This window comes from Bacillus sp. OV166 (assembly GCF_900177675.1).
Taxonomy (GTDB): Bacteria; Bacillota; Bacilli; order Bacillales; family Cytobacillaceae; genus Neobacillus.
In genome coordinates, this window is the sequence record NZ_FXWM01000001.1 from 4,958,315 (window position 1) to 4,974,165 (window position 15,851).

General features: G+C 38.5%; 16 protein-coding genes and 1 riboswitch. Of the genes, 11 read left to right on the top strand and 5 right to left on the bottom strand.

Translation table 11 applies throughout. The annotated features are described in order from the left end of the window. Positions 1–193 precede the first annotated feature (193 nt). Positions 194–2,752: a vitamin B12-dependent ribonucleotide reductase gene (locus tag CCK98_RS24385; RefSeq protein WP_088088952.1), complete on the bottom strand. Its 2,559-nt coding sequence runs from the start codon at positions 2,750–2,752 to the stop codon at positions 194–196. A 341-nt stretch (positions 2,753–3,093) separates the two neighbouring features. Next, positions 3,094–3,930, bottom strand: coding sequence for a biotin/lipoate A/B protein ligase family protein (locus CCK98_RS24390; RefSeq protein WP_088088953.1), 837 nt, complete (start codon positions 3,928–3,930; stop codon positions 3,094–3,096). A gap of 193 nt (positions 3,931–4,123) precedes the next feature. Here CCK98_RS24390 and CCK98_RS24395 point away from each other — a divergent pair, with 193 nt between their 5' ends. Then, the gene (locus tag CCK98_RS24395) at positions 4,124–4,507 is read left to right on the top strand and encodes a rhodanese-like domain-containing protein (protein WP_088088954.1); all 384 of its coding nucleotides are present in this window, start codon (positions 4,124–4,126) and stop codon (positions 4,505–4,507) included. Positions 4,508–4,608: 101 nt separating this feature from the next. Here the strand turns inward: CCK98_RS24395 and gcvPB are convergent, their stop codons facing one another. The 3 genes from gcvPB to gcvT are packed head-to-tail and all read right to left on the bottom strand — an operon-like array spanning position 4,609 to position 8,533. After that, a complete protein-coding gene (gene gcvPB / locus CCK98_RS24400) occupies positions 4,609–6,069 on the bottom strand; it encodes an aminomethyl-transferring glycine dehydrogenase subunit GcvPB (protein WP_088088955.1) in 1,461 nt (486 codons plus the stop codon). Then, complete coding sequence (gene gcvPA / locus CCK98_RS24405) at positions 6,062–7,408, bottom strand: aminomethyl-transferring glycine dehydrogenase subunit GcvPA (protein WP_088088956.1); 1,347 nt, start codon at positions 7,406–7,408, stop codon at positions 6,062–6,064. Before gcvPA ends, gcvPB begins: the two co-directional genes overlap by 8 nt. A gap of 18 nt (positions 7,409–7,426) precedes the next feature. Beyond that, a complete protein-coding gene (gcvT, locus tag CCK98_RS24410; protein ID WP_088088957.1) occupies positions 7,427–8,533 on the bottom strand; it encodes a glycine cleavage system aminomethyltransferase GcvT in 1,107 nt (368 codons plus the stop codon). A gap of 169 nt (positions 8,534–8,702) precedes the next feature. After that, a riboswitch (glycine riboswitch) is annotated at positions 8,703–8,790 on the bottom strand. 177 nt (positions 8,791–8,967) lie between these two features. Between gcvT and CCK98_RS24415 the strand changes: the two genes are divergently transcribed. The 10 genes from CCK98_RS24415 (at position 8,968) to CCK98_RS24460 (ending at position 15,797) form a co-directional block, all read left to right on the top strand. Further along, the gene (locus CCK98_RS24415; protein ID WP_088088958.1) at positions 8,968–10,656 is read left to right on the top strand and encodes a DEAD/DEAH box helicase; all 1,689 of its coding nucleotides are present in this window, start codon (positions 8,968–8,970) and stop codon (positions 10,654–10,656) included. Next, a complete protein-coding gene (locus tag CCK98_RS24420; protein WP_088088959.1) occupies positions 10,634–11,425 on the top strand; it encodes a YqhG family protein in 792 nt (263 codons plus the stop codon). Before CCK98_RS24415 ends, CCK98_RS24420 begins: the two co-directional genes overlap by 23 nt. Before the next feature lie 128 nt (positions 11,426–11,553). Further along, a complete protein-coding gene (gene comGA / locus CCK98_RS24425) occupies positions 11,554–12,636 on the top strand; it encodes a competence type IV pilus ATPase ComGA (protein WP_088088960.1) in 1,083 nt (360 codons plus the stop codon). After that, on the top strand, positions 12,602–13,654 hold the full coding sequence (gene comGB, locus CCK98_RS24430; protein ID WP_256942453.1) for a competence type IV pilus assembly protein ComGB: 1,053 nt from the start codon (positions 12,602–12,604) through the stop codon (positions 13,652–13,654). Before comGA ends, comGB begins: the two co-directional genes overlap by 35 nt. Before the next feature lie 20 nt (positions 13,655–13,674). Beyond that, positions 13,675–13,995 carry a competence type IV pilus major pilin ComGC gene (gene comGC, locus CCK98_RS24435; RefSeq protein WP_088088962.1) on the top strand — a complete coding sequence of 107 codons (321 nt, stop codon included), beginning with the start codon at positions 13,675–13,677 and terminating at the stop codon, positions 13,993–13,995. After that, positions 13,995–14,435 (top strand): competence type IV pilus minor pilin ComGD, encoded by a 441-nt coding sequence (comGD, locus tag CCK98_RS24440; protein WP_088088963.1) that lies wholly within the window; start codon positions 13,995–13,997, stop codon positions 14,433–14,435. The genes comGC and comGD overlap by 1 nt, the downstream gene beginning before the upstream one ends. Positions 14,436–14,445: 10 nt before the next feature. Continuing rightward, positions 14,446–14,757, top strand: a complete 312-nt coding sequence (locus tag CCK98_RS24445; RefSeq protein ID WP_142292197.1) for a hypothetical protein — start codon at positions 14,446–14,448, stop codon at positions 14,755–14,757. Next, the gene (gene comGF, locus CCK98_RS24450; protein ID WP_256942454.1) at positions 14,705–15,181 is read left to right on the top strand and encodes a competence type IV pilus minor pilin ComGF; all 477 of its coding nucleotides are present in this window, start codon (positions 14,705–14,707) and stop codon (positions 15,179–15,181) included. Before CCK98_RS24445 ends, comGF begins: the two co-directional genes overlap by 53 nt. Further along, the gene (gene comGG / locus CCK98_RS24455) at positions 15,178–15,564 is read left to right on the top strand and encodes a competence type IV pilus minor pilin ComGG (protein WP_179195918.1); all 387 of its coding nucleotides are present in this window, start codon (positions 15,178–15,180) and stop codon (positions 15,562–15,564) included. The genes comGF and comGG overlap by 4 nt, the downstream gene beginning before the upstream one ends. Before the next feature lie 47 nt (positions 15,565–15,611). Further along, positions 15,612–15,797, top strand: a complete 186-nt coding sequence (locus CCK98_RS24460; RefSeq protein WP_088088967.1) for a YqzE family protein — start codon at positions 15,612–15,614, stop codon at positions 15,795–15,797. Positions 15,798–15,851 lie beyond the last annotated feature (54 nt).

The following is a 15,851-nucleotide window of genomic DNA, read 5'->3' on the forward strand; positions in this document are numbered from 1 at the left end:
GCTTCGTTACTCATAATATACAAAAAAAGAGTAACATGGACGTAACAGGTAGGTTACAGTTATATTACAAATTTCGACTTCGTTCTACTTCGATTAGCAAAATATGATGCAGTATAATGTAACTTTCAGGGACGGATATTGACCTTGATAACACAAAAAAAGGGGGATTTTCTCCCCCTCTAAAAAATACGTATTATAAACCACATTTTAATTGAGCGCCGCAGTTTGCACAGGTATTGCAGCCACCCATTTCTTTTACTTTTCCAGTCCGGCAGACTGGGCAAGTGTTACCGACTTCAGAGCCGATCGTTACACTTGTTGAACGGAGTTCACTGATTGTATCAACAAGGACAACATGCTGCTTCGGTTTTTCATTAAAAATTGATAATTGTTCATTCGTGTTTTCTTCAGCTTTTAGTGTTAGTACCTGAGAATCGCGTGAACCATCAACATAAACGGTTCCACCTTTTGCCCCGCCGCGGTACAAACGCTGATAAACTTTTTCGACCTGCTCTACGCTATAACCTTTTGGTGCGTTGACAGTTTTACTGATAGAACTATCTATCCAACGCTGGATGACACATTGAACATCCGCATGGGCTTCAGTGGAAAGCTCCATCGATGTAACAAACCAGTGCGGAAGATTGTTTTCATCTGCTTCTGGGTGCTGGTCCAAGTATTCTTTCACAATATCCGCTTTAACTTCGATAAATTTACCGAGGCGTCCACTACGGAAATAAGAGAATGAGAAATAAGGCTCAAGTCCGGTGGAAACTCCAACCATGGTCCCTGTGGATCCAGTTGGTGCCACAGTTAGTAAATGCGAATTTCTAATTCCACTTTCTAAAATAGATTGGCGGACATCTTCGGGCATTTTTTTCATAAATCCTGTATCAATGAAGGCTTGTCGTAATCGATTGGTATCTGCTGTTGTTTCACCAGTTAAGAATGGAAAACTTCCCTTTTCTTTTGCCAATTCAATTGAAGTTCTGTATGCAGTAGTTGCAATTATTTCAAATACTTGATCAACGAGTTCGTTTCCTTCTGGTGATCCATACTTCGTTTCACAATAAATCAGCATGTCATGTAAGCCCATGACTCCAAGCCCCACACGTCTTTCACCAAGAGCCTGTTTTTTATTTTCTTCCAGGAAGTATGGAGTTGCGTTAATGACATTATCCTGCATCCGTACACCCACAACTACTGTTTTCTTAAGCTTTTCAAAATCAACAGTTTTTGTGTCCTTATCAGCCATCTCAGCGAGATTGACAGCTGCAAGATTACAGACGGAAAATGGTGCGAGAGGCTGCTCTCCACATGGATTTGTTGCAACAACTTGTTGTCCATATGCTTTTGCATTGGTCATGTCGTTTGCGTTATCGATAAAAAATATTCCCGGTTCAGCTGAGTAGGTCGCGCAAATATTGATTAGGTTCCAAAGTTCTTTTGCTTTGAACTTTTTGTACACTCGTACTTTATGCCCTTGTTTTTCCCACTCGCGAACGTCACCAACTTTATGCCATTCTTGGTTGTAAATCTCCATTTGCTCTTGATCATATTGTTCAACATACGGGAAGCGGAGTTCATAGTCACTATCGGTTTCTACAGCTTCCATAAATTCCTTTGTTAAACAGACAGAGATGTTCGCACCTGTAAGGAACTCTGAATTGTGGACAGTATAATTACCGCCAGTTAATAATTTCTCTTCTGCATCTGCGATAATGTTTTCATCAAATCCACCGAACCCAGGAATGTTTTTATAATTTACAATTCCTTGGTACATTGCAGTTTCCCTTAAAGTTAGAGGGGTAAACTTTAGCTTGTCTTTAGCAAGTTTTTTAATCGTTTCATCATTTGTATTTTCAATCAAGAATCGTAAAATTCTAGGATTTTGCATCTTAGAAATAATAAATTCAATAATGTCTGGATGCCAGTCGGACAACATGATCATCTGAGCTCCACGTCTTGATCCGCCTTGCTCAACCAAATGAGTCAATTTCGCAATATCATCCAGCCATGAAACCGATCCAGATGATTTACCATTGACGCCTCTAGCCAGTGTGTTTCTCGGTCTCAGCGTCGAGCCATTTGTTCCAACACCGCCGCCTCGGCTCATAATCTCCATTACCTGTTTACGATGATCAGAGATACCTTCACGAGAGTCAGGAACAAACGGCATCACATAGCAATTAAAGTATGTTACATCAGTATCTGCCCCAGCTCCGTAAAGAACGCGACCTGCTGGAATGAAGTTCATGTTAACAAGCTCTTGATAAAATCTTTCAGTCCATTCTCTTCGCTTCTCTTCCGTCTTTTCTACAGAAGCAAGACCAGTAGCATTACGTTTCGCAATTTGCTCATAGAAGAGCTCCAAAGGCTTCTCAATTACATCTAAGGATCTGACTATCACACCAGTACTAGCTTCTTCAGGATCATCGAGTACTCCCCTGAATTCCTCTTCGACTAAAACTTTCGCCTTTTTCTTTTCCCAGTCTATTTCCATAATGTAACCAAGACCACGAGCTGGAAATTTCGGATCTTCTTTAATAGTTAAAACAACAAAGTCGCCGTTTGTAAGAGTTATTTTTGCAGTATCTTTAAAGGTATAGCGGTCCAACATGACCAAACGAGAAACACCCTTGTGAGTTATTTTCATATCTGGGGTAACTGGATGCACCTGGGGGAATAATTGAATATCCTCATTCAACCTTTCAAAATCAATATTCATTGTTTGTCTAAAAACTACAGACATTAGAACAACTCCTTCTTAAAAAAAATCCACCTATTGTGCTAAATCTAGCAGGTTTACGCTATATCTAGTTGGTTTGTATTTTTAGGTTATCATAGCCCACCTGAATAAATCAACTAAATATCAATATATAGTACCGAAAATATTTTCGACAACACTATATATTGTATGTTAAGCAAACTATAATTATTTTGTCAAACTTAAAAAATAATAGATTTAAAAGTAATCAATAGCTTTTAATAGATTTTCGTCATAAAACAGGAAAATTCAACAAATTTCGCAGGTTGCTTCTTTACATTAATCGTTAAGGCAACAAAAAAAGACGGCGAATTCGCCGTTTCAAATTATCTTTTAAAATTCCATTCATCACTTTCATAGCGATCTTTTGCAATCTTTTCAACATAAGCTAGTTCTTCCTCGGTTAATTGATAAGGTTCAAGCTCAATATTTAGACCCTCAGCAAAGCCTTTATAAAAAGCTTCCTTTGCTTCCTCAAGTGAAATTCTTCTTGGACTAATGTTGTTGATAGCAACCGCTTTATCCTTAAATGCTTTTCTCATTCGTTCCTTAACTCTCTCACTTGGATATTTAAATAAACTAAATAGCTTTTCTTCATCCAAATCTAACAGAATGGAGCCGTGCTGTAGAATTACTCCCTTTTGTCTCGTTTGTGCACTGCCGGCAACCTTCCTGCCTTCCACCACAAGCTCATACCAGCTTGGAGCATCAAAGCATACAGCAGAGCGAGGGTTTTTCAAAGCATCCCGTTCTTCTGCTGTTTTTGGGACAGCAAAATATGCCTCAAGTCCTAAATGGTGAAAACCCTTTAAAATTCCTTCAGAAATTACACGGTATGCCTCTGTAACAGAATTAGGCATTTCTGGATGTTCTTCAGAAACGATGACACTATAGGTAAGTTCATGCTCGTGCAGAACGCCGCGTCCTCCTGTAGGTCTTCTTACGAAACCTAATTGGTGTGCATTGACTGCTTCCATATCAATTTCTTTCTCTACTTTTTGAAAATAACCTACTGATAGCGTTGCCGGATCCCAGCCATAGAATCGAATAACTGGAGGAAATTTCCCTTCACTATGCCAATCAAGTAACGCTTCATCTAAAGCCATATTAAAAGATGGTAAACTATTTCCAGTATCAATAAAACGCCAAACTTCTTTTTTCATTCTAAAACCTCATTTTTTTATAATTATCTCTTGTTTAAGTCTACCAAAATCTGATATAGATTCAAAATAAGATGTTTCTGCTATAATTATTTAGGCAATATCAAAAGATTTTTTTGCATTCATCTTTATCTTTATCGGATTGACTTATATAATAAATACTAGTGCAGGAAAGCTTGAAAGGAGCAAAAAAAAATTGAGTTCACTTTATCCATTATTAATCATCATTGTAGCAGTTATCATTTATTCCGTTTTTACCTTTTTCTATCAGAAAAGAATTGTTAAAACGGTAACAGAAGAAGAGTTCCGTGCGGGGTACAGAAAGGCACAACTAATAGATGTTCGTGAAGCAAACGAATTCGAAGGCGGCCATATTTTAGGAGCACGTAATATCCCAATGTCGCAAATGAAAATGCGCATGAAAGAAATCCGTTCTGATATGCCAGTATATTTGTATTGCCAGAGTGGAATGCGGAGTGGACGTGCAGCCCAATTCTTACACCGAAAAGGCTATCGAGACCTTACTCAGCTACAAGGCGGGTTCAAAAAATGGTCAGGTAAAGTAAAAGCTAAGAAATAAGAACTCATTAAAGGTTCCGGATTCGGAGCCTTTTTTAATTTCAAAAACTGCTACACAAGATAAAAGGTCAGATTATTTTTCGAATCTGACCTTTCCATTTATTAAGCTTCTTGGTATTTCAAAACTGGTTTACGGGCTGCTTTTGTTTCGTCCATCCGGCCGACCACTGTTGTATGTGGTGCTTCTTGAACGATTTCTGGATTTTCTTCCACTTCTTTAGCGATTTGGATCATAATATCGATGAACGAATCTAGTGTCTCTTTTGATTCGGTCTCAGTTGGTTCGATCATAATACACTCTTCCACATTTAATGGGAAGTAAATGGTTGGTGGGTGGTAACCAAAATCAAGCAGACGTTTCGCAATATCCAATGTACGAACGCCTAATTTTTTCTGACGTCTTCCACTGAGTACAAACTCATGCTTACAATGTCTATCAAATGGTAGATCATAATATTCAGCAAGCCTTCTCATCATGTAGTTCGCATTTAATACAGCGTACTCTGTTACCGCTTTTAAGCCATCTGGTCCCATCGAGCGAATGTATGTGTAGGCACGAACATTGATCCCGAAGTTTCCGTAATATGGCTTCACACGGCCAATTGATTGCGGGCGGTCATAATCAAGGACATATTCTTCGCCTTGCTTTGTGATAATCGGCTTCGGTAAGAACGGGATAAGGTCTGCCTTCACCCCGACAGGCCCGGAACCAGGACCACCGCCTCCATGTGGGCCAGTGAATGTTTTATGAAGATTTAAGTGAACAACATCAAATCCCATATCCCCAGGTCTTGCTTTTGAAAGAACGGCGTTTAAGTTTGCTCCATCATAATAAAGCTTACCACCCGCTTCATGGACAATTTCAGCCAATTCAAGAATGTTTTCTTCAAATAGTCCAAGCGTATTCGGGTTGGTTAACATTAATGCAGCAGTATCTTCCCCAACAACCCTTCTTAAATCTTCAAGGTCGACAAGACCATGTTCATTTGATTTAACGGTAATTGTTTCTAGACCAGCAATCGTAGCAGAAGCTGGGTTCGTACCATGAGCAGAATCAGGGACGATTACTTTTGTACGGTTCATATCACCGTTAGCCTCATGATAAGCACGGATCATCATTAATCCAGTCCATTCCCCATGAGCCCCTGCGGCAGGTTGCAAGGTCACTTCGTCCATACCTGTTATTTCGATTAAATGCTCCTGCAAATCGTATAAAAGTTCAAGAGCACCTTGAACAGAGCTTTCATCTTGTAGCGGATGGACATGTGCAAATCCGTTAAAACGCGCTACATTTTCGTTGATTTTCGGATTATATTTCATCGTACACGAGCCTAGTGGATAGAATCCTGAATCGACGCCATGATTTCTCCTCGAAAGGGCAGTGTAGTGGCGCATAATATCAAGCTCCGAAACTTCAGGAAGTTCAGGCTCTTCTGTACGAAGGTAACCATCAGGAAGGAGACCGCTGAGATCTAGTTCCGGTACATCCATTTCCGGCAGGCTGTAGCCGATGCGGCCTGGTGTGCTAAGTTCAAAAATGAGTGCCTGGTCTTGATTATGCATGGAAATCCCCCAATTCTTTCACTAGAGTATCAATTTCTTCCTTCGATCTTTGTTCTGTTACAGCAATCAGCATATGGTTAGCCAGTTCTGAATAATCACGCCCTAAATCATAGCCCCCAATTATTCCTTTTTGTAAAAGGTTTTGGTTGATTTCTTTTACAGGCTTAGTTAATTTCACAACGAATTCATTGAAGGAATGGCCATCATAAACAACTTCAAAGCCGGCTTCCTTGAAAGTATTTTTCGCATAATGAGCTTTTTGCAAGTTGGCCGCAGCCATTTCCCTGACACCTTTTTTACCAAGAGCGGTCATCGCTACAGATGCAGCGAGTGCATTTAATGCCTGATTGGAACAAATATTTGATGTCGCTTTATCACGACGGATATGCTGTTCACGCGCTTGTAGTGTTAAGACAAAACCACGGCGCCCTTGGTCATCCGTTGTCTGTCCAACAAGACGGCCTGGAACTTTCCGCATTAACTTAGTAGTGACTGCAAAATATCCGCAGTGCGGTCCGCCAAAGGCAGTTGGGATCCCAAACGGCTGCGCATCACCAATAACGATGTCAGCACCAAAGTTACCTGGAGGTGTTAATACCCCAAGGGACAGTGGGTTACTTGAAACAACAAACATGGACTTATTTGCATGAATGATTTCCTCAAGCTCTTTTAACGGCTCGACTCGCCCAAAGAAGTTTGGATATTGGACGATAACGGCTGCAACATCTTCATTAACGAGTCCTTTTAATGCTTCAAGATCTGTTACACCATCTTTGACTGGTACTTCAATCACATTGAGATACTGACCCTTTGCATAAGTTTTTAGAACATCACGTGATTCTGGATGTACAGCACTGGATACGACTATCGTTTTTCGTTTGGTATGGCCTGCACTAAGCATTGCTGCTTCAGCAAGAGCAGTTCCGCCATCATACATCGATGAGTTGGCAACATCCATTCCAGTTAACTCACAAATCATGGTTTGGAATTCAAAGATAGCTTGAAGTTCACCTTGTGAAATTTCTGGTTGATAAGGTGTATAAGCTGTATAAAATTCTGATCTAGAAATAACATGGTCGACAATTACAGGCATGTAATGGTCATAAACACCTGCACCTATAAAAGATACGTTTCTTTTCAGGTCAGCGTTCCGACTAGCCATCTTAAAAAGCTCTTTCATTAAGTCTGTTTCAGACTTTGCCGCTTTTATATTGTACTCACCCTTAAATCTTACTTTCTCAGGGATATCGCTAAACAGTTCATCAATAGAGGAAACACCAATTGCCTCAAGCATAGTTTTCTTATCTTGTTCAGTCATAGGTAAATAGCGATGTTTCATAAACCTAACTCCCTTCTGTTATTTCTTTTCTTTTTTATAAAAAGGTGTTGGAACTACAGTAGCTTTTAAACGTTTGCCGCGAATTTCAACTTCAACTTCGGATTCAATACCCGCAAATTCTGCATTGATTAGGGCAAGACCAATATTCCTCTTTAACGTGGGTGATTGCGTTCCAGTTGTAACCTCACCAATTAACTGATCACCTTTATATACAGGGTAGCCATGACGTGGAATCCCACGATCAATCATTTCGATTCCAACCAATTTTCTTGTTAAGCCCTTTTCTTTTTGTTGGATTAACGCTTGTTTCCCGATAAAGTCATCTTCTTTGTTTAATTTCACAGCGAAGCCAATTCCAGCTTCAAGTGGTGAAATTTCTGGAGATAGTTCTTGACCATAAAGCGCTAAAACTGCTTCAAAGCGAAGTGTGTCGCGTGACCCTAATCCACATGGGATTACTCCATCTTCTTTACCTGCAGTTAAAATGTCTCTCCAAAGGTCCACAACATCTTCTGCATCGCAATACACTTCAAAGCCATCTTCACCAGTATAACCAGTTCTTGATACAAGTGCCTTTTTTCCATTTAGGATTACATCTTGTTGGAATTTGAAAAAGCCAATTTGGCTTAAATCATTATCTCCCGCAAGCTTTTGCAATACTTTTTCCGCAAGTGGTCCCTGGATAGCCAGCTGTGCTGTTTTTTCCGATAAGTTTTCTAAAGAGACATCACCAGTTAAATGGTCTTCAAGCCATTTGTAATCTTTTTCAATATTTGATGCGTTTACTACTAAAAGGTAATGATTGTCTTCAATCTTATATACAAGCAGGTCATCAACAGTACCGCCATTTTCATAACACATGGCTGTGTACTGGGCACCTCCATTTTTTACTTTTGAAATGTCATTAGTCATCATTTTTTGTAAAAATGCTAAGCTATTAGTGCCTTTTACTTCTACTTCACCCATATGGGAAACATCAAATAATCCTGCACAAGAGCGAACAGCTTCATGCTCTTCTTTAATGCTAGAGAATTGGACCGGCAGTGCCCAACCTCCAAAATCAATGGTTTTTCCTCCCCATTCTTTATACACATCAAAAAGTGGAGTTCGTTTTAATTCAGACATTCTTAATCCTCCTTCAATCTTTGGCGCAAATTATTCAATGGATAATGTAAAAAAGGACAGAAACCTCCTATGAAACGTAAGAAGGTCTCTGTCCTTGCACCTGAAAGTTTACCTAAAAAGGCTTTCCCCTTTGGTGGCTGCTTAAAGCTAGCAGCGCTCTCCAGAGCTGCGTCCTACAAGAGTTCTTTTGCCTGAGAGATTCACATTTCTGCTTGCTCCTTCGGCGCTACATAAGTAGTCTCTCCCCTTGTTATCATTCGCATTATAATATTATCCAAATTGGTCATACTAATTATACTTATAAAATAAATTACCTTATTAAAATATTTAAAACATTCAAAGCTATTATTATCCTACCATTAAAATAATACATTGAGCAATAACTTTATTAGAAAAGCATATAGCTGGAAATTGAATAAAAAGGAGCTGGAACCATGTCGATCGAAATTGAATTTGATTCCTCTTGGAAGGATGATTTTTTACATAGAATTGAAAACGATGGTCCATGGGGGAATTGGGAACTTTTTAAACTAGCAATTGGAGTTGAAAAACATCTCGTCATTCCAGATTTCAAAGGTTTATTGGCACCAAGTCATTTACCCAATCTAACCCCACTTCCTCACCAGCTTGAAACAGCTAAACAAGTAATTGAAAACATGAATGGGAAAGCCATCCTTGCCGATGAAGTAGGACTCGGAAAAACGATTGAGGCCGGGCTGATTCTAAAAGAATATATGATTCGCGGATTGGTGAAAAAGGTATTAATTCTTGTCCCTGCATCGTTAGTTACTCAATGGTCGATGGAGTTGAATAGCAAATTTTTCATTCCAGCCATTTCACAAAGGAAAAGCTATGTGTGGGAACAGTGCGATGTTGTCGTTTCGTCAATTGATACGGCTAAACGAAATCCTCATCGAGACATAATTTTTAAGCAGGACTATGACCTTATTATCATTGATGAAGCCCATAAACTTAAAAATAACAAAACAAAAAACTACGAATTTGTCCAAAATCTGAAAAAGAAATTTTGTTTACTATTGACGGCAACACCCATTCAGAACCGTATCGAGGAAATTTTTAATCTGGTTTCATTATTAAAACCAGGACATTTAGGCAGCGAAACGACATTCTTTGAAAAATACAAACGAGATGCACGTTCATTAAATGATGATGAGCATTTAAAAGAATTAGTAAACAAGGTTATGATTCGGAACCGGCGGGCAGATACAGGCATTGAGTGGACGAAAAGGCATGTGGAAACCATTCCAATTGAATGCACTCAAGAGGAGAAAGATCTTTATGAGTCAATTACTGAATTAAAAAATGAGGGGAATTGGGCACAGACAAGTTCATTCTCCGTAATGACATTACAGCGTGAGGCATGCAGCAGTAGAGAAGCAGTTTTTTATACATTAAAAAACATGCTCCAAAAAAAGGAAAATCCAACCCCAGCTTTTGAAGAACAAATTCAGTATTTAATAAAAAAAGTCGAAGCTGTCCAGAAGAATTCAAAAGCGGAAAAAGCATTAGAATTAATTCAAAAAGTAAATGATAAAGTGATTATTTTTACAGAATACCGAGCAACACAAATGTACCTCCAATGGTATTTAAAACAGCATGGAATTTCATCTGTCCCTTTTCGGGGCGGCTTTAAGCGTGGAAAAAAGGACTGGATGAGAGAATTATTCCAAAAGCATGCTCAAGTCCTTATAGCAACTGAAGCGGGCGGTGAAGGAATTAACCTTCAATTTTGTAATCATATAATTAACTTTGATTTGCCATGGAATCCAATGAGGCTCGAACAACGAATTGGTCGTATCCATCGTCTGGGCCAGGAAAAGGATGTCATGATTTATAATTTTGCGATAAAAAATACTGTCGAAGAACATATTTTGAAGCTTCTTTATGAGAAAATACATTTATTTGAAAAAGTAATTGGTGAACTTGACGATATATTAACTAAGTTGGAATTTGGCAATATAGAAGACCATTTAATCGATATTTTTGGACAATCCTCATCCGAAGGCGAAATGCGAATTAAAATGGAAAATTTATCATCAATGATTGAATTTGCTCAGGACATGAAGAAGGGAGATTCCCATGCAGCAGCAGGAAATTCATAACTTTTTATTGAACTATTTTCAGGCTAATGACTGTGCAATTGTGGAGAATAGCCAAGGTTATTTAACTGTTCAGTTAACAGTTGAACTTGATAAGGAATTAATGAATCGGCCTTTTTACTGGCACTATTTAGAAAAAACGGGTGGAATTCCAAACCCGATGAAGTTAACATTTATTACGAACCAAGATGCCGCTCCTGAAAATATAAAGGGGGAAATCATTCATTTTGGTTCACCTCGGCTTCATCAAATTTTTACTTCGACGAAAAATTTAGCCAGCTATATCCGACTTTATGAAAATCATCGGAATCAAAACAAGCAAACTCCTTTACTACCATGGCTATGTATGAATGTTAAGATCTCCTTTCAATGTGACCGTAAGCGGGATATTTTCAAATCAATCGGCTTACAACTCATCAACGGAAAAATGGTTGAAGATTTCCATGACAGACTGCTTGAAATACCGTTAACACCAAAAATACCTGATTACTCCTTTACTTTGTCACCTTTAGTGAAACCTCAAAGCGGGATGTTGAGAGTTGAAACCTATCTTACATCCATAATTGAGAAGGATGACCACTCTTGGGCAATAGATGCGCGAGAACGTTGGGATAAAGATTTACGCCTCTTGAATCATTTTTACGAGGATGTTGAAGATGAAAATGAAAACTTTGAAACCGAAAAAATGGCTCTAAAGGAACAGTACGAACCAAAAATCTCCATATCCTTCATCAATGGCGGCCTCTTTTATCTAACTGAAAAAGCAATATAAGGGACAGGGTGTCAGGCACCATGTGAAAATTTCACATGGTGCCTGACACCCTTAAAAATATTTTTGAAAATAAAGAAGGATAAGGAGGAATCATGTCGAATATTATCCCATAGAAAAATGAAAAGGCGGTGGTACTTATTGTTAGCGAGATAGAAATTTTAGCAAATCGAATCATTACAGATGCTGCACGAAACCAAGCAACAGATATTCACATTATCCCAAGGAAGAGGGACACACTCGTCCAAATCCGTTTAACCAACAAGTTAATTCCTCGACTATCCCTTCCAAAAGATGAATGCGACAGATTAATCTCACATTTTAAATTCACAGCCAATATGGATATCGGAGAAAGAAGACGACCACAAAGTGGATCCATTTTTTGTGAAGTTGACGGAAATTTAATGGGGCTCAGGCTTTCCACACTCCCTTCTAATAATAGAGAGAGCCTTGTCATCCGGCTATTACCACAGCAAGAACAAATTCCTTTTCACCAACTTTCACTCTTCCCAGCAATGACCCGAAAATTACTTGCCCTTCTCAAACACGCTCATGGATTAATAATTTTTACCGGGCCAACGGGCAGCGGAAAAACGACTACTCTCTATTCCCTTTTAAATGAAACCGCCCACTTATTTCATCGTAATGTCATTACACTCGAAGATCCCATTGAAAAAAACTATGACTCAGTCCTGCAGATCCAAGTCAATGAAAAAGCAGGCGTCACCTATGCAGCCGGATTAAAGGCAATTCTTCGACATGATCCTGACATTATAATGGTCGGTGAAATTAGAGATGCTGAGACGGCAAAGATTGCGGTAAGGGCAGCATTAACAGGCCATCTAGTGCTTTCCACGATGCATACCCGTGATGCGAAGGGAGCGGTTTATCGCCTGCGTGAGTTTGGAGTGAATTGGTTAGAGGTCGAGCAGACACTTATTGCCATAACAGCCCAAAGGTTGGTTGAACTTACCTGCCCTTTTTGTGAAGGAGAGTGTTCACCTATTTGTTATTCCTATGGCAGATGGAAACGCGCCAGTGTATTTGAACTTTTATCCGGACGAAATTTACACGCAGTAATGAAAGCTGCTCAAGGAGAAAAAATAGAAATTCGTTACCGAATGATAAAAGATGTAATTAATAAGGGCATTGCCCTTGGATATATCCAAGAATCTGAATATGAACGATTGGTATATGACGATGAAACGGTCTAAATGGTCAGTGAATGAACAAGCTAATTTCCTGAGAAGAACCGGTGAACTATTAGCAAGGGGGTATCCAATTGCTTTAGCAATTGAATCCATAGCATTACAATTACCGTCAAAACGAAAGGAGGATTTAAATGGTTGTTTAGAAGAGTTGAAAAAGGGTTTACCGTTTCATGATGCATTAAATAATCTTGGTTTCAACAAAGACTTAGTCGGTTATGTCTATTTTGCGGAGCAGCATGGCAGCTTTGCTGATGCTCTGTTAGAAGGAAGTGATCTTGCCCTATTAAAAGATAAAGACGTACACAAGTTGCTCAAGTTGCTTCAGTATCCAATGGTGCTTTTAGTTATTACAGGATTTCTATTTATTTTTATAGAAAATACATTGCTGCCAAGGTTCACCACCCTTTTTTCATCGCTTGGTCTGGAAGCAAATTTTTTCACAAATGTCATTTATGCTTTTGATCAATACTTCCCAACTGTTATCGGTACCCTGCTTCTGATCCTAATTATGGGAGCCTCTTATTATCTTCTCTTTTTTAGAAAACTCTCCGTCCTAAAACAAAGGTCACAACTTGTTCGAATACCTTTTGTTGGCAGGATCCTCAAATTGCTGTTTACCCACTACTTTTCCATTCAACTTAGCTTTCTCTTATCCGGTGGATTATCAGTTTCCGAAGCCTTACAACTATTTGAACAGAATCTCAGGCATCCTTTTTACTGTCACTTAGCTAAAACGATTAAAACTAAGCTAATTACAGGAGAAAAGTTGGAGACAATTTTAGCGTCTCTGTCGTTTTTCGAAAAAGAATTTCCGATGATTGTAAAACACGGCCAAGAAAATGGAAAATTGGAGCAGGAGTTATTATTTTTCAGTAAGCATTGTGTCACTAACATGGAGGAAATGATAGAAAAACGGTTAACAACCATCCAGCCAATTCTTTACATTTTTATTGGATTCATGGTGGTTTCGATGTATTTAGCGATTCTTTTACCCATGTTTCATCTACTGGACGGCATTTAAAAAAATGGAGGTTATTAAAAATGATGAAAAATGAAAAAGGCTTTACTTTAATTGAAATGATGATCGTCATGCTCGTAATTTCGGTCTTGTTAATTATCACAATTCCAAACGTTGCCAAACATAATTCTAACATCAACAATAAAGGCTGTGATGCCTATGTTAAAATGGTCCAGGCACAAGTTCAGGCTTATGAAATGGATAAGAATAAAGTACCAACTATCGCGGAACTAAAAGCAGAAGGATATATAAAGGAGGACGCTAAAGGTTGTCCAAACGGAAAGACAGTTGAAATAGACTCTGAAGGTACTGTAACAGCTGTTGCATCAGTAACCACTCCATAATGAATACGCATCAAAAAGGCTTCACTTTAATTGAGTCCTTGTTAGTTCTCTCCATCTTCATGATTATCTCCTCAATTACAGTTTTCTCCTTAAAACCACAGCACTCAGTAATGGAGGATGAGGCCTTTTTAATCCAATTAAAAGCCGACCTATATTATGCTCAACAATATGCTATCTCCCATCATGATGAAGTATCCATTGTTTTTGTTCCAGATCAATATAGGTATTTTCTGTATTTGTGGCCGGAACCAACGCCGATCGTCAATCGAAATTACAGTACAAATATTTATCTCAAAGAAGGTTCTCTCCCCTTATATTTGAAATTCCTAAGCGACGGAAACGTAAACCAGTTTGGAAACTTTTTTATCCAAACAAAAAATAAAACATATGTTATTACCTTTTTAATTGGAGAGGGTCGGTTCTATGTTAAGGAGTACTAGAGGATTTTTTTTGCTTGAACTGCTACTTTCTTTATCTGCCTGGTTAATGCTTAGTTTATTTTTACTGCCTTTATTGATCGAACTAAGAGAACAATCACGACAATTAGAATGGGAGAGCAAAGCGAGGCAGCTGATGTATGAGGAACTACAGATCAAATTATTCAGTAATAAAACATTTTCAAATTACACTTCCATTTTGAATGGAGTTGAATACCAAATCACATGGAAAGACACCGGAGCAGCTGACCAAAAGGAGGTGTGTGTAAGAATTGAAAAAAATTCATTACAGCCTGAAACCGAAATTTGTGGGCCCCTTGAATGAAAAAGCATTTACGCTCATCGAGGTACTAATTGCTTTTTCAATTTTTACGACGATTATTTTCTTTATGACACCTGTTTTTCAAATTATCCTGACTAATAAGGACACGGAGGCATCGTTACAGGCAATGGAATGGGAAGTTTTTTCGAGCCAAATCAAAAAAGAAATAAGGCAGTCCACTAGTGCCGAAGTGATTTCCGGAAGGTTAATTCTAACGAAGGATACTGAAACCATTCAATATGAAAAGTACGGTACTAATCTTAGGAGACGTGTGAATTCAACTGGTCATGAAATAATCCTTCAAAATGTTTCACAATATTCGTTCACCATTATAAACAATGCAGTCAAAACCATCGTAACGGATCTATGGGGAAAAGAATACTCAGTAACAGCTTTTCCAATAGTAAATTCGGGGACAGTCCCATGAAAAATAATGAAAAAGGCTTCACTTACCCACTTACCTTGTGCCTGATCATCATTTTTTTATTATTTTTCTCGGTACGTATTGAACAATTGTTATCCGAAAGAAAAATGGCACATGAAACGGCTATCATCCTCCAAGAGGAGTACTATTTTCTATCGTCGGTAAAAAAAGTTGAAGTAATATTTCAAAAGAGTGGGATCTTACCTGTTAAAGGAACAATTAGTTTTGTTAACGGCACCATGGATTACAAAGCTGAAACTCCTACTGGGTATGTCCAAAAAGTCAATTTTACTCTTCACCTCCTTGCTGTTGACAAAACATTCATTGGACGGGGATATTTTGATACAAGGACAAAAAGATTAAGTAAATGGGTCGAATTAAAATGAAGAAATATGGACATACTTGTTTATGAAAATTAAAGGCAGGTGTGTCCATGAAAACAAACGACTATGTGAAATATATGACCCAAACCATCGTGAAATACGCAGACCAACCGAAGGATGAACGAAAACGAATTCGTACCGCTCGAAAAGAAACAAAAGCTTCTTTTTGGTATCGCTGGTTCGGAATTCTACCCTACATCGTTTATTTTGAAGTCAAAAAAAGACGAAAATTGTAACGAGCGGATGCTGGGTCTGCTTCGTTATTTTTCCAAAATAACTATATTTCTGCT

Coding starts and splice junctions, on each gene's coding strand:
- gcvT (WP_088088957.1), bottom strand. CDS start 8,533: ATGTCTGAATTAAAACGAACTCCACTTTTTGATGTGTATAAAGAATGG.
- comGG (WP_179195918.1), top strand. CDS start 15,178: ATGAAAAATAATGAAAAAGGCTTCACTTACCCACTTACCTTGTGCCTG.
- comGD (WP_088088963.1), top strand. CDS start 13,995: ATGAATACGCATCAAAAAGGCTTCACTTTAATTGAGTCCTTGTTAGTT.
- CCK98_RS24460 (WP_088088967.1), top strand. CDS start 15,612: ATGAAAACAAACGACTATGTGAAATATATGACCCAAACCATCGTGAAA.
- gcvPA (WP_088088956.1), bottom strand. CDS start 7,408: ATGAAACATCGCTATTTACCTATGACTGAACAAGATAAGAAAACTATG.
- CCK98_RS24385 (WP_088088952.1), bottom strand. CDS start 2,752: ATGTCTGTAGTTTTTAGACAAACAATGAATATTGATTTTGAAAGGTTG.
- CCK98_RS24390 (WP_088088953.1), bottom strand. CDS start 3,930: ATGAAAAAAGAAGTTTGGCGTTTTATTGATACTGGAAATAGTTTACCA.
- gcvPB (WP_088088955.1), bottom strand. CDS start 6,069: ATGCATAATCAAGACCAGGCACTCATTTTTGAACTTAGCACACCAGGC.
- CCK98_RS24420 (WP_088088959.1), top strand. CDS start 10,634: ATGCAGCAGCAGGAAATTCATAACTTTTTATTGAACTATTTTCAGGCT.
- comGB (WP_256942453.1), top strand. CDS start 12,602: ATGAACGATTGGTATATGACGATGAAACGGTCTAAATGGTCAGTGAAT.
- CCK98_RS24415 (WP_088088958.1), top strand. CDS start 8,968: ATGTCGATCGAAATTGAATTTGATTCCTCTTGGAAGGATGATTTTTTA.
- comGC (WP_088088962.1), top strand. CDS start 13,675: ATGATGAAAAATGAAAAAGGCTTTACTTTAATTGAAATGATGATCGTC.